General features: G+C 36.1%; 12 protein-coding genes and 1 tRNA gene. 4 read left to right on the top strand and 9 right to left on the bottom strand.

What is annotated here, in order from left to right; all coding sequences use genetic code 11:
* The first annotated feature begins 116 nt into the window (after positions 1 to 116).
* Positions 117 to 437 (top strand): DMT family transporter, encoded by a 321-nt coding sequence (locus P3T75_RS02785; protein ID WP_282462155.1) that lies wholly within the window; start codon positions 117 to 119, stop codon positions 435 to 437.
* A 169-nt stretch (positions 438 to 606) separates the two neighbouring features.
* Here the strand turns inward: P3T75_RS02785 and P3T75_RS02780 are convergent, their stop codons facing one another.
* From P3T75_RS02780 to P3T75_RS02760, 5 genes are all read right to left on the bottom strand, one after another.
* A complete protein-coding gene (locus P3T75_RS02780; protein ID WP_282462154.1) occupies positions 607 to 984 on the bottom strand; it encodes a DUF1634 domain-containing protein in 378 nt (125 codons plus the stop codon).
* The gene (locus P3T75_RS02775) at positions 981 to 1,829 is read right to left on the bottom strand and encodes a sulfite exporter TauE/SafE family protein (protein ID WP_282462153.1); all 849 of its coding nucleotides are present in this window, start codon (positions 1,827 to 1,829) and stop codon (positions 981 to 983) included. Before P3T75_RS02775 ends, P3T75_RS02780 begins: the two co-directional genes overlap by 4 nt.
* A gap of 308 nt (positions 1,830 to 2,137) precedes the next feature.
* Positions 2,138 to 2,512 carry a pyridoxamine 5'-phosphate oxidase family protein gene (locus tag P3T75_RS02770; protein WP_282462152.1) on the bottom strand — a complete coding sequence of 125 codons (375 nt, stop codon included), beginning with the start codon at positions 2,510 to 2,512 and terminating at the stop codon, positions 2,138 to 2,140.
* A 209-nt stretch (positions 2,513 to 2,721) separates the two neighbouring features.
* On the bottom strand, positions 2,722 to 2,895 hold the full coding sequence (locus P3T75_RS02765; protein ID WP_206904404.1) for a hypothetical protein: 174 nt from the start codon (positions 2,893 to 2,895) through the stop codon (positions 2,722 to 2,724).
* A 272-nt stretch (positions 2,896 to 3,167) separates the two neighbouring features.
* Positions 3,168 to 6,599 carry an MSCRAMM family protein gene (locus P3T75_RS02760; RefSeq protein ID WP_282462151.1) on the bottom strand — a complete coding sequence of 1,144 codons (3,432 nt, stop codon included), beginning with the start codon at positions 6,597 to 6,599 and terminating at the stop codon, positions 3,168 to 3,170.
* A gap of 654 nt (positions 6,600 to 7,253) precedes the next feature.
* On the opposite strand from P3T75_RS02760, the gene P3T75_RS02755 reads away from it, so the two are divergent.
* The gene (locus tag P3T75_RS02755; protein ID WP_282462150.1) at positions 7,254 to 8,789 is read left to right on the top strand and encodes a helix-turn-helix domain-containing protein; all 1,536 of its coding nucleotides are present in this window, start codon (positions 7,254 to 7,256) and stop codon (positions 8,787 to 8,789) included.
* 90 nt (positions 8,790 to 8,879) lie between these two features.
* Here the strand turns inward: P3T75_RS02755 and P3T75_RS02750 are convergent.
* The 3 genes from P3T75_RS02750 to P3T75_RS02740 all read right to left on the bottom strand — a co-directional run bounded on the left by P3T75_RS02750 (position 8,880) and on the right by P3T75_RS02740 (position 10,400).
* Positions 8,880 to 8,952 (bottom strand) — tRNA-Gln (locus P3T75_RS02750).
* A 68-nt stretch (positions 8,953 to 9,020) separates the two neighbouring features.
* On the bottom strand, positions 9,021 to 9,977 hold the full coding sequence (locus tag P3T75_RS02745) for a TMEM175 family protein (protein ID WP_282462149.1): 957 nt from the start codon (positions 9,975 to 9,977) through the stop codon (positions 9,021 to 9,023).
* The gene (locus P3T75_RS02740) at positions 9,978 to 10,400 is read right to left on the bottom strand and encodes a MarR family winged helix-turn-helix transcriptional regulator (protein ID WP_282462148.1); all 423 of its coding nucleotides are present in this window, start codon (positions 10,398 to 10,400) and stop codon (positions 9,978 to 9,980) included. It abuts the gene before it with no gap.
* Between the two features lie 136 nt (positions 10,401 to 10,536).
* On the opposite strand from P3T75_RS02740, the gene P3T75_RS02735 reads away from it, so the two are divergent.
* Positions 10,537 to 11,316: an ABC transporter transmembrane domain-containing protein gene (locus P3T75_RS02735; RefSeq protein WP_282462147.1), complete on the top strand. Its 780-nt coding sequence runs from the start codon at positions 10,537 to 10,539 to the stop codon at positions 11,314 to 11,316.
* 6 nt (positions 11,317 to 11,322) lie between these two features.
* Positions 11,323 to 12,327 carry an ABC transporter ATP-binding protein gene (locus tag P3T75_RS02730; RefSeq protein ID WP_282462146.1) on the top strand — a complete coding sequence of 335 codons (1,005 nt, stop codon included), beginning with the start codon at positions 11,323 to 11,325 and terminating at the stop codon, positions 12,325 to 12,327.
* 128 nt (positions 12,328 to 12,455) lie between these two features.
* Here P3T75_RS02730 and P3T75_RS02725 read toward each other — a convergent pair whose 3' ends face one another.
* A complete protein-coding gene (locus tag P3T75_RS02725) occupies positions 12,456 to 12,887 on the bottom strand; it encodes a MarR family winged helix-turn-helix transcriptional regulator (RefSeq protein WP_206904385.1) in 432 nt (143 codons plus the stop codon).
* Between the last annotated feature and the right edge of the window lie 94 nt (positions 12,888 to 12,981).

The raw sequence follows: 12,981 nt of genomic DNA, 5'->3' as shown, positions 1-12,981 counted from the left end.
AGGCAACATTTTTGAAACTGACACTATTTTTCAAAAATTCATTGTCCCTAGTTTAAGGTATCCTTTTACAAAAAGTAGGACACCATTTGCTAAAAATATTTAGGAGGCGCATTAAAATGGCGTGGATTTATTTAGGGTTAGCAGGTATTTTAGAAGTCTTTTGGTCAACGATGATGAAAGCGAGTGAAGGTTTTGCCAAGCTGGACTATTCGATTTATACAGTTTTAGGGATGATCGCCAGTTTTTTATTTTTATCAAAAGCTATTAAAGTGTTGCCAATGAGTCTTTCTTATCCAGTTTGGACAGGAATTGGCGCTGTTGGTTCTATCATCGTCGGTGTGGTTTTTTTCCATGATAAATTAGCACCTTTAACTTGGTTATTCGTAGCGTTATTGCTGGTGGGAATTATTGGGATCAAAGTCACTAGTGGGCATTAAAAAAGCTTTGCATCCTCATGTTGTTACCTACTACGAGACCAAAATTTCAATTGAAACACGGAGTAAATAAATTTTATTATGAAAATAAAAATGGACCCCATAAACTGACACCACTAGCCTAGTAGCCAATGCTATTTTACTGTGTCATTTATGCGGTCCAAATTTTTTACTATTTTCTTTCGACAAAGCCCGTAAAAATACCAATCAATAAGATAATTAAAACTATTATGGTAATGGTGACATATAAATAGTCCTTTTCTTTCAAAAAAGCATAGATTGAAACCACTACCCGGAGGACTGGTGTTAAGGTTAGACAAAAAATTCCAGCCATAATATAGGCCCCGGGTTTTAAGGCCCATAATCCAGTCAAAATTAGGGTCAACGTATTGGGTGTTTCGTTTAATTTATAGCCAGTCCCACCTTTTGCTAAAAGTAAAACTAAACCAAAAAAGATGATCGCAGCCGAAACAATTACCCCAATGCGTAAAATTTTCCCAATTGCAAGCTCGACTGCTTGAATTTCTTTTTGCTCTTTACTTGTCCTCATCCAATATTCACCCCAAATCCGCGTAAGACCATTTGTAGTCCCATTAAAACCAAGACGGGAATAAAGATGAAACGAATCCATTTTGGTTGCAAGTGCTGCATAATGCGAGAACCTAGCAGTGCTCCAGCTAGAACCCCTAATGAAAGTGGTGCTGCAACCTCTGGAATAATCGTGCCGTTGAAAAAATAGACCATTGCCGATGCCGCCGCAGTTACTCCCATCATCAAATTACTCGTAGCACTGGAGGGTTTTAAAGGCATCTTCATAATCGTATCCATCGCGGTTACTTTAAAAACGCCACTACCAATACCAAGTAAACCAGAAGCCAAACCAGCTGCTAACATCATGGCAAACCCCGCTGGTACTTTTTCAACTTGATAGTCGACTTTCTGCTGGGTCGTTTTTTCAAAGTAAGAGCCATTGAGTTTCAATTTTTCAGCCAATGGATCAGAAGTTACCGCAATCTTTTCTGTCTTTTTATTTACTAATTTTTGAATCATATTTACTGCTGAAAATAATAAAAAACCACCAAACAAAACAAAAAGAAATTGGGGTGCCACTATACTTGCTAAAATTGCCCCGACAATCGCTCCAATCGTTGTTGCAATTTCCAAAAACATTGCAATTCGCAAATTGAGCATATCGTCTTTCAAATAGGCAATCGTCGCCCCAGAACTTGTCGCAATCACACTAATAATGCTAGCTGCAATAGCATATTTGATATTCAGACCAATGACTAACGTCAAAAATGGCGTCAAAATAATGCCCCCACCAATGCCCAAGACAGCACCTAAAATACCACCTAATGCACCGCCGAATAATAATAAAATTGTTTGTAAAATCATTGTCTCACCTCCATTTTATTGTAGCCCAAAGAAAATGCAAAAGCGACGCAAAACAATCTGCTACAATAAAAAAATCCTTCAACCTTGCTACATAAGACCAAAATTTATTAAAAGGGCTTTTCATTTTCGTAGCTGCTTGCTTATTTCTTAGCAGAGAGTTTGAAAAGTTCGGGTAACGCAAAAGCAGTCAAATTACCGTTTTCCCTTGTAAAAAAAATATACTTGTAACTGCTAAAAAACGCTTGTAGTGCTAATAGAATTCATTAGTACTACAAGCGCTATCTATTGATATAGAAATGCTAAAATCTTTAAATTTTTTGCGTGACTTTTTCAACTGTAATTTCTAATACTCGGGATAAAAATGGCAAGTCGGCTTTCATTTGATCATAAATGGGACCTTCTGTAATAAAACTTGCACGACCAAGAATATGAAAACCCGCGCCAGCCCCAACTGTTCCTTCAACTTCCTTACTACCTAGTGTGACAAGCACTTGATTATTCTTTTTTACATCTGCTTCAGTTGAATGCATACCTGCGGCTGGAATATATAATCTATCATCAATTACATGGATATAACTATTCCACGTGTTCACTGCATGAAAGCCTGGTGCTTGTTGGCTGGAGGTAATAATAGTAACGGCACCTTCATGATTTAAAACTTCAAGTAATTTTTCATTTAACACTTTAAGGACTTCCCTTCATCTAAAAACTACTTTTAAAATCTAACACCAATTAAGAAAAAACCGAAATAATTCGTCTTTTATTTCGTCATTTATTTCCGTTGTAAATTTTCCTATTGAAGATTTATTTTCATAGGGTAACTGCACTTGCAATTGGTTAGGATTTGGAACAATTTTTTATAACTAAAAACTTTGGCCACTTTTTTTGACCTTCACTTTAAATTGGACGTTTTTTCATTGGGATAATTTTCAAACTGTCTTTTGTGCAGCTTGACTGTTTGCGTTTCAATGGCCGCTGCTGCATCTTTTTCACCAAATATCCAAAATAACGGTAATAACACGAAAAACATCGTTAGAATACATAAAATCTTTGAATTTTTTCTCATCTTTATTCCTCCTAATTTTTGCAGTCACGAATTAAATCGGCTTCGTTTGTTTTTGTTAATGCATTTTACATGTTCAGACTCATCCAGTTGGAATCAGCGTTTCTAACACTTAATCTGGCCTATCGATGGAATGGGGAGCTGCTAGTATTTCAGCAGTTTCTTGGTAGTTTTGTATTTGCGGCTCTTTTTTCTGGTAAGCCATTTAGGATCTTGGGGCACTTTACCAGAAACGAAAGGAAAAGGGCTGCTAGAAAAAAATAATCGTCTTTCCATTAAGATGCATCTTTTTGCCTTATTTTTAGTTGGTAACAACAACCTAAAATGCCCGCAACAAAAATAGCGCCTAGTCCTAGTAACTGGAATGGGTGATGCCCATTTCCTCCGGTGTTAGGTAGTGACCCTCGGGCTTGGTTTTTGATTATTAGCGCGATAAAATTATTTGTATCCCCTGTTGCGCTGTTATCAGAGGTGTAGTCCCAATCCTTATTGTTATAAGTAACAGATATTTCACCATTATTTGCCACTTTGATTATAAAATCATAGTTTAAAGGAAGATAACCAGCTAACGGGGCAACTTCTCGTAAGCGATAGGTTTTCCCTGCTGTTAATAAGCCGGTAAAGGTCAGCTTCCCATGCGCATCTGTCGACTTTGTACTAATTTCTTGTGTCCCTGTTTCATCAAATAGTGTAAAGACTACGCCGGTTAACGTTTTTTCCGTAGCGGCATCTTTTTTTACCAGGGTTAAATCGAATTTTTTTAAATGATTTTGGACTTTTGGTAAATTCACCTTGATTGTATCCTTAGTTTTATCAACTGTTGCCCCTTTTAAAGAGTAGGTAATTTCTCCGGTGTCAGTAATTTTTAGTGTTCCAATCGCGTCGCTAATTTTTTCGTAGCCTGCTGGAGCTTGTTCTTCAATTAGTTTATAACTTCCAGTAGGACAATTTTCTAACACATATTTACCCGCTTCTTTTGTGGCTACAAAAGGGTACTCCTGTTTTGTAGCCTGATTTACCAATTTAAATACTGCACCTGAAAGTGCCTGTGCGTTGCTGTCAATTTTTTCTAAGAAAATTTGAATTGGTTTTAACTTATTTGTTATTTGATTATTGCTTATTCCTGTTGCTATCATTTCCCCGGTAGTTGTAATGGTCACTTGACGCGGTTCCATTGTTTGAAAACCGGTGGGCGTTTTGGTTTCCTTTAGCCAATATTGACCCGGTATCACGTTTTCAAACTGTAATTTTCCAGTTTTATCCGTTGCTTTGGTCATATATTTAGCAGTGCTAACTGTCTTATCTGTAAATAAGCCAAATTCCGCGCCATCAAGTGCCACATTTCCTTCGGTTATTTTTGTCAACGTTACATTAACTGTGGCCTCTTTTAAGCGCGTTTGTACTTTATTGGTGAGCTTTTCTTCCATATCGCTTTCTGCCGCATAAACAAACTTTACTTTTGCGCTATTGGTCATCACAGCACTGCTTGTTTCATCTGATTTGTCAACGACACTTGCTTTAACCCGTAAGCTGAAGTCCCGACCTTTAAAGGCATTTTCAGCTGCCTTTTTATGAATGTTCATGGTATTTTCTTTCGAGATAATTACTGTTAATTCTCTATTTTTGGCATTATATGCTATCTCCTCTTCAGATAGTTCAAGTATTTGCCCATCTAAATTATAAAGTGTCAGCACATCTTGTAGTGCACCTTTAATTGTGACCCCTATTGGTAGGGTATCTGTAATAACATAACTTTCTGGCATCAAAATTGACTCCGTATACAGATTAATTGTTTCTTGATTAATGAAATAATAATGTTCGCTATTTGGCTCCACAAAACGTGCCGCTTTTGGCGGTACCCCAGCTGCTAATGCTCCAGTTTCTGCATTGTGTTGTATTTGACGATAGTTTTTAGGTAAATCCCACGGTAATATATTTTTTACATCGTAACTATCTAAGTCATTCCAATAACGTTGCTCAAATCCTGAGCTTGCGCCAGTTGGTTCATTCCAAGCATCGCCTTTTTTATATTGCTTTATCGGTTGAACCGTTTTGGTGGGTGCTTTTTGTTGCACTTTTTTTACTTGACTACTTGCAAAAGTATTCCAAGCCCGGCCTTGGGTAGAGCCCATAGTAAAGCTTTGCTTTGTTCCAGTTAAGGCAAAAGAAACGGCAGCTAAATTAAAGTTTGCCGCTCCTAAATGGTCATCAAACTTTCCACCTGTATCTGCAGTAGCATAATATTTTCCGCCTTCATTTTGGCTTAATAATGAATCTGCCACAAGTTGCCCTTCTTCTTTATTCCTTAGTCCGGCAAACTCGTGTATTGCGATATTTTCCGCATCTTTTGAAGGGTGGAGATTTCCTTTTCCGTAGCCGTTTAAAGAAGCAAAAGTAAAGACTGAATTATCATTTTTTTCAAAATTAACAAGTTTTGCAGTATCGCCTTTTACAAAGAACTCAAAATCAATATCAAAGCCTTGGACAAAACTGTATAAAACACCAGAAAAAAGATTGTTAGAAAACTCCAGCCAGGGATAGAGCGAATCGTTATTATCCCATTTCAACCAATCTGGCCCTGCCCCAATTTGAATATTGGAAATTGTAACTTTAGCTCCTACTGGCTTTAAGTCACTGTTACTATCGAGATAAAAACCAACTTCACTAAAATTTAGCTCAATAACTTCATCGACCTTTTTATTTTTGGTGTCGGTATATTGTAAAATACTGCCTGTGCCATTTTTTTTAATTTGTTTTTTAACGGCCTCAATTGGATAGGCAATTACACTAGAACCTGAGCCTTTAGAAAATTGTGCATAACGATTATTCGTTTTTATTGCATCTTGATAATAACTGTAATCATTTTTTTCACCAGTCTGTTGGGTACTATTAGGTTTAGAGACTGTTTTTACCCCAGCTGTCCAGATACCATCCCCATTTTCTTTTGCCGCAGATTTTACGGTGACATTTGCCAACACATCAGGAGAGATGATTAAGTCTTTTGCCGTTACAGCAGCACGCGTAGTTCTTTTTGCCAGTTGATCTGTTGGGCGTATTTCATTGGTTTTAACTGAGTTCATTTTATTCTCTTCTCTTGAATCGTTTATTACGGATTGTTTATTTGAGTCTGATTCATTAAGAGAATTTGTTTGTGTTTGACTCATTGTCAAAATTTTTTCCTCAGCGTCTTTGCCGGTGAAAACATCGGGAACAATTCTTACTGTGGGGTATTTTTCTGTATCAACTGTGAGGGCATTTTTTTTTAAAGCATTCTGTAAAGTAGCTGTTTCAAGACAATCTTGTCGATCTGCTTGGATATAAAGCCTTAATCGTGTTTGTGTTTTTGGTGTCGTTACAAACAAAGTTCCTTCATTTTTGGCTGTAAAACTGGTTTCTTGAAGCCACTGCCTCTCATTTTGCCAATTACTAGCTGGTGCAGCTTTTCCATTTACAAAATTGAATTTTAATTTATACGGTGTCACTTCATCAGTAGTTTTTTCGTAGTGAATCTGCCAGATAATCCTCTGATCTTCGCTTTGTGCTTTAGCCTGAACTTTTACTATCTCATTTTCCATAATGAGGTATTCTTTATTTGCAAGCGGCAGTGTAATAGCAGCGGCAGTTTGGGCAAATCCTGTACATAATTGGATAATAAAAGGGGCGATTACTGTTAGAAGTACTGCAAGCGCGATTCCTTTTTTCTTCATTTCACACCTATCCCTTCTAAAATTTGGATAATTTTTTATAAAGCTTCAATCGATAACCAACCACAGGCTGAAGCTTTTCTAGACAAAATTATCGCTCTACGTCCACATCATAACAAATCTATTTCTAACGTCAAATTAATCATTTTATAATTTTATAATTAAAAATTACAGCACTTTTTATTTATTTTAGGCAAAAAGCTATAGCAGCAACAAAAACTAAAAAGCAAATGTTATCTCAATTTTAAATAGCAATAAAATATCAATTTTTTCTGTACTTTTTGTCAAAATTGACAAACCTTAATTTTTCGCCCTTTTTGCTAAAATAAGTTCTTTAGCTCTGTTATGAAAAATAATGAACTGTATCAAAAAAAAGACATATTAGCCAGATGTCTTTTTTTGTGATTCGTTTTCTATTTTGTTAAGAAGAACAGCCACCCTGTTTGCAACTATTCCAATTGGCTAACAAAAAATAGCTTGAGTAAAAGATTGAAATCCTAAAGTGTGCGTCTTTTCCAGCCAAAGGCAATCTCACGATAAATATACTCATTTTTGGTTATTTTTTAATCATCCGTAAAAAAGATTAGACATTTTTTCTCTTTACATTTGTTAAACTAAAGAAAATTAGCAGATCCATTGCCACAAGGAGAATAAAATATGGTCATAAATGAACTATTTTCAATAGTTTTAGATAAAATTAGTAGCGAAAAAAGAGATTTATTACACCATATAAATAATCAGCGGGGCCCTCACTTTTCCATTAATCAACTAAGTATTGAATTAAATATGAACTATAAAAAAGCAGCGCAACTAGTTTTAGAACTGGAAGAAGATTTTCTTGCTTTAGGCTGGGGATCCCTTGTTCCTGAAAAAGGGATTGTCATTTGGAAAAAAGATAATAGTAAAGAAACGGCGTATCTCCGCTTTTTAGTTCAAAAGTCGTTGGGGTATCAGATTTTAAAAACCATCTTACTAACTCCTGAAAAAACCTTGACGCAATTTTGCCAAGAACATTTTATTAGTCAGTCAACTTTATTAAGGAGAATTCGTCCACTATCTCTTTACTTAAAAAAATATGATGTTTGGCTAAACGCCGGCCAAATGACCATTACTAGTAGCGATGAAGAAAACGTCCAGGCTGTGTTTTTCAAGCTATTGGGGGTTGGCGCTTTTGGTGCAGACTTATTTGCAGCAGATATTTCCCTTGAAGAAGAATTACGTGTATTGGATAAGTTAGCACATCAGGGTGCTACCTTATTAAATGAATGGGTCGGCTTATCTTGTTTATTAATCGCGCGCCTACGCCTTAAAAATCACCACCCACTACCAAAACCTAGCTGTCCACCACCATTATTTTTAGCTAAAGCCAAGATTTTAGAGGATTATTTCGCCAATTTCAGCTGTGATGCGGCAGAAATTGAAAATGCAGCCTGCTCATTATATTTCAAACTATTCACCAACCACTATTTATCTGAAAATGATTGGCGGATAAAAAAAGTTACCCAACAATTTACTGATTTTTTGGCAAGAGGAATTCCCACGGCAACTATCAGCCAAGATTTCATCGTGAAACTACAAAAAGACTATTTTTATCAACCCTTGACTAAAAGTGAAGCAACAGTCTTACAATGCAATATCTTTCTAATTTTTTATTTATTGGAATCACCAGCATTGCTTGCGGCTACCCGCTTACAAACTATGTTACCAACTGTAGTCACACAAAAAGACAACTATCAAGAATTGGTAACCTTCTGTCAGCTCTTTTTATTTGAGTATGAATATTATTTAGAAAAAACATTACTGTCAGCCCAGCAAGTCAAAGACTTACCTTATTTTTTAGCAGAATCTGTTTACCCTTACGTGGAAAAAAAGCACTATCAAATCGAGCTTTTTGTCGGTATTCAACCTTTACCGAATTACTATATGATGACCAGTTTGACAAATTTTCTTAATCAAATCAAATTTGTCAGCTATGAAATCTATCAAGAAAATACAAACTATGATTTTTATATCGGGGTGACCAAAGATCACTTTACTGCTGATAAGGAGGTTTATCCCTTAGCTTTACAGCATCACGCATATCAAGGAGAATTATTCCAACACCTGCTTGATGCGCTACAAAAAAAAGCGCAAAATCCTTTTTCTTTTGCCCCTACTACCTTGAAGAAGCAATCTAGTTTGTCATTAACATAAAAAAGTGCTGTAGCAACTAGTTGCCACAGCACTTTTCATAAATAAACGGTATTTTCATAAGTCGTTGAACAATTTGTTATAGCTTTTTTATTGGGATAGCAGGGTTCGAACCTGCAATTGCTTGATTCAGAGTCAAGTGCCTTACCAGTTTGGCTATATCCCATTTATGCAACATAAAAAGGATAACGCCAAACTTTTTTCTTTTCAATTATTTTGTCTTACATTTATGCGCTATTTTTTAGACAGTGTTTTTTTGCTACTTGGCTGAAATTTCGGGTGATTGCGGTTGAACGGGCGTTGTTCCAAGTGATTTTCGCGCTCTTGCAGTCGCGATTTTTGCATTTGTAGTCGATTAATCTCTTGTTGCAAGTGTTCTTGTTCATGAGTAGAAGCGGTTTTCATAGCTTTTTGTCGCATCGCAATTTCTTGATCCACTTTTCCCAGCCACTCTTTCATAATATCTTCCCATTGTTGACTGTCCTTTTCATTGGGATCTTTTAAAGAGTCGCGTAATAATTTCGAATACCGTTTCATTGAACTGCCCCAAATTTGATTACGATCAGCAAAATAATCAGCTTGTTCTGTTTGGTCTAATGTATCAACAAAACGATCTTCCTCGCGATCAATCATATTTTGTAAAAAGGCTAAAATTGGCAATGCCAAATAGATAACTAAGGCAACATGGACCTGAAATAAGCCAATTATTAAAATAATTATGCGGGCAATAAAACTCAGCATATCTTGGCGATTTAATTCATCTACGCGGCGTTTTTGTAAATTTATTTCCGTTATTGACTGCTTCGTCAAAGCCGTAACCAAGCGGCGCATCAATACTGTCACAATTAAAGTTAGAATACCGTAAATCAAAACTGTCTGCTGTGTTGTATCTTCAATTAAAATCCGCGTCGCCGCTGGGACCAAAGACAAGAAAAATAGCAAGAGCAGATAAACCACCAAGCTCTTGTTTTTAACTTGTTCAATTCGATTAAAAGCATACGCCGTTTGAAACCATAAATTCGCTACAAAACAAAAACTAATAAAATAAATGCCCACAGCAGATAATAATGTTTGCCAGACAATATCACCGCTACTGGCATACTTAATTGGAATTTCCAACACCATGATCGTCAAAATAATTGCGATAATAGCATCGCTAAAAACAAGTACCCGTTCTTTTAGATTGCTCATTTATTCTGCCTCCAAGCGCGTGGTCAATTTATTTAAGATGTGATGCAATTGCTCTTTTTCTACACTAGATAACGTCGCAAATAAATCTTGTCCCAAATGCTTTTGTTCATCTTGAATTGATGAAATGTAGCTTTTACCCTCTGCAGTTAGAAAATAATTGGTTATGCGGCGATCCGTTTCATTTTGCTTTTTAATTAAATATCCTTTTTGGCTCAATTTTTTCAATAGTTCACTTAATGACGCGGGTCTGATATGCATCATTTCAGCTAATTCTTTTTGTGAATACCCCTCATGTCTAGCCAAAATCCGTAATAATCGGTTCTGACCAAAGGAAAATTCCTCTTTCTTTGTTTTATGTTTTAGGCGTCGTCGCATCAAACGATTCAAACGCTGAAATTCTTCAAATAAAACTTCTTCTTTCATCAAAACACATCCTTTATTGTTCTAATTTTACGCAATGATTTTTCTTTCGTCAAATAGTTAGGTGCCTATCTATTTACAAATTTCAAAAAAGGTAGTATAATAATTAGGTACCTAACTAATAAACGGAGGGGATTTAATGGCTCGAATGCGCTTTGACTTTGACCAAACAAAAAAACCTGAATTGACACTTAGTTTCATCCGTCGAATCCTCAATTATTTCAAACCACATGCCTTAAAACTTATCCTGGTAATTCTTTTAATTTTTGCTACTTCCACGCTGGGACTTGTGCCATCACTTTTATTACAAAAAATAGTCGACATAGCTTTGCCAAAACACAATTTACCGCAATTAGGCATTCTCGTGGGCCTTTCAATTTCGGCTACGATTTTATTGAACCTTTTACAAGTTGCACAAGGTTATTTAAGTACTTGGATTGCCAAAAATATTACGCTGACGATGAAAAACAATTTATACCGTCACCTTTCCTTTTTACCTCAAAGTTTTTTTACCACGGTAAAAGAAGGGGAAATCTTGACACGCCTAACCAGTGATGTCGACGGCATTCAACAAGTGTTTCAAACGACTTTTATCAATGCACTAAGCAGCATTTTCATTTTAGCAACGACTCTTTTTGCGTTATTTTCTATGAATCCAATTTTAGCAGCTGTTGCGCTTGTCACCGTTCCATTATTCATCTTGCCAACTCGTAAAGTCGGCAAAAGAAGATGGCAAATTGCTGCTGCTAGTCAAAGTGCCTTAAGCAAACTAAATCAACATACCCAAGAAACCTTAAGCACTAGTGGCAGTACGCTAATGAAGCTTTTTACAAAGGAAGATGAAGCTTTTAGTACCTTTGATGAAATCAACCAAGAAGTTACTGCTTTACAAATTAGAGAATCTTTAGCTGGGCGTTAGTTTCGCATGGCGATGTCTGTCTTAATGGCGATTGGGCCGATGTTGATTTATTTAGTTGGTGGTTTTTTACTGACCAAAGGACAATTAACTATTGGCGGCATTATCACCTTTGCTTCACTTTTAGGTAGACTTTATAATCCGGTTACCCAGCTTTCCAATATCCAAGTTGATTTAATGCGTTCTTTTGCCTTATTTGAACGAATTTTTGAGTATATGGACATTACGCCAACAATCCAAAATACCCCGCAAGCAAAAGATCTGACCATTAGTCGTGGTGAAGTATTATTTACCGCTGTCGATTTTCGTTATGAAGAAAATGAAGTTTTAAACAATATTAACTTACAAATTCTTCCTGGTGAAACTTTAGCTTTAGTTGGTCCTTCTGGTGCGGGAAAATCAACTTTAACTCACCTGCTCACACGTCTTTATGATCCGACAAGTGGGACTGTTACCATTGATAACCAAAATATTAAAGACGTAACTTTCACCAGTCTAAGACAAAATATCGGTGTAGTCAGTCAAGAGACCTTTCTTTTTAACGGCTCAATTTACGATAACTTACTTTATGCCAATGAAAATGCAAGTAAAGCAGAAGTAATTGCGGCTACTAAAGCGGCTTATATTCACGACTTCATTATGACATTGCCAAATGGTTATGATACTGTCGTTGGTAATCGCGGCATTAAGCTTTCTGGTGGGGAAAAGCAACGGATTGCGATTGCTCGTATCATCCTAAAAAATCCTCAAATTTTAATTTTGGACGAAGCAACTTCTGCTTTAGATGCTATTTCTGAATATTATGTACAAAAAGCTATGGATAACCTTATGCAAAATCGGACAAGTATTGTGATTGCCCACCGTCTTTCCACTATTGCTAATGCCGATCAGATTGCGGTTATGGAACATGGGCAAATCATTGAACAAGGTGAACACAATAAACTTATGTCAAAAAATGGCTTATATGCTAAGCTTTATCAAACACAATTTAAAAATACTGAAGCGGCTGCTTAAAACAATAAACGAGACAGAAAACAGTAGCACAGCTTTTAAAGCGACCTACTTTTTTGGTGGTTCAAAAAATAGAGCTATTTCCAACGTAACTAAGGAAATAGCTCTATTTTTATTTAACATTTACTAACTTAAGATTTTTCCTTACTGAATACGCTCGCAACTTTGGGTAACACTTGATTTAGTGAATCAATTTCTTTGGCTGTCAATTCTAATTCTACCAAAGCATTTAACTGGGCAAAGATCTGCTCTACTTCGCCAATTACTCTTTCACCAGCAGCAGTTAAGAATAATTGCTTTTGGCGTTCATTTTCAACTGGAATTTTTCGTTTGATAAAATCAGCTTTTTCTAAACTTTTCAAAATATTCGTTACTGTAGCATTGGGTTTTTCCAAATATCCAGCCAAATTTTTTTGAATCGTACCGGGATGCTGCGCAATATAATTTAAACTTCGTGCTTGGATTGGATTAAGCTCAAGGTATTTTAATGACTGTGCGACAAAGTTTTGTTGTAAGTTGCTAATTTGATAGATTTTTTCTGAAATGGAATCTGATTTTAACATATTATCACTCCCTGCAGTCAGTCTAATGGAAAATAGTTAAATTTACAACTTTTCCATTGACAACTATAGAAGGAAAACGTATATTAGCCGTTGT

Origin of the sequence: Enterococcus montenegrensis (assembly GCF_029983095.1) — a bacterium.
Taxonomy (GTDB): Bacteria; Bacillota; Bacilli; order Lactobacillales; family Enterococcaceae; genus Enterococcus_C; species Enterococcus_C montenegrensis.
Note: the sequence above shows the minus strand (reverse complement) of the source record. Positions and strands in the feature narration are given on the sequence as shown.

Excerpts from the sequence above, each read along its gene's own strand:
- P3T75_RS02785 (WP_282462155.1), top strand. The coding sequence starts at position 117 with ATGGCGTGGATTTATTTAGGGTTAGCAGGTATTTTAGAAGTCTTTTGG.
- P3T75_RS02780 (WP_282462154.1), bottom strand. The coding sequence starts at position 984 with ATGAGGACAAGTAAAGAGCAAAAAGAAATTCAAGCAGTCGAGCTTGCA.
- P3T75_RS02775 (WP_282462153.1), bottom strand. The coding sequence starts at position 1,829 with ATGATTTTACAAACAATTTTATTATTATTCGGCGGTGCATTAGGTGGT.
- P3T75_RS02765 (WP_206904404.1), bottom strand. The coding sequence starts at position 2,895 with ATGAGAAAAAATTCAAAGATTTTATGTATTCTAACGATGTTTTTCGTG.
- P3T75_RS02760 (WP_282462151.1), bottom strand. The coding sequence starts at position 6,599 with ATGAAGAAAAAAGGAATCGCGCTTGCAGTACTTCTAACAGTAATCGCC.
- P3T75_RS02755 (WP_282462150.1), top strand. The coding sequence starts at position 7,254 with ATGGTCATAAATGAACTATTTTCAATAGTTTTAGATAAAATTAGTAGC.
- P3T75_RS02745 (WP_282462149.1), bottom strand. The coding sequence starts at position 9,977 with ATGAGCAATCTAAAAGAACGGGTACTTGTTTTTAGCGATGCTATTATC.
- P3T75_RS02740 (WP_282462148.1), bottom strand. The coding sequence starts at position 10,400 with ATGAAAGAAGAAGTTTTATTTGAAGAATTTCAGCGTTTGAATCGTTTG.
- P3T75_RS02735 (WP_282462147.1), top strand. The coding sequence starts at position 10,537 with ATGGCTCGAATGCGCTTTGACTTTGACCAAACAAAAAAACCTGAATTG.
- P3T75_RS02730 (WP_282462146.1), top strand. The coding sequence starts at position 11,323 with ATGGCGATGTCTGTCTTAATGGCGATTGGGCCGATGTTGATTTATTTA.
- P3T75_RS02725 (WP_206904385.1), bottom strand. The coding sequence starts at position 12,887 with ATGTTAAAATCAGATTCCATTTCAGAAAAAATCTATCAAATTAGCAAC.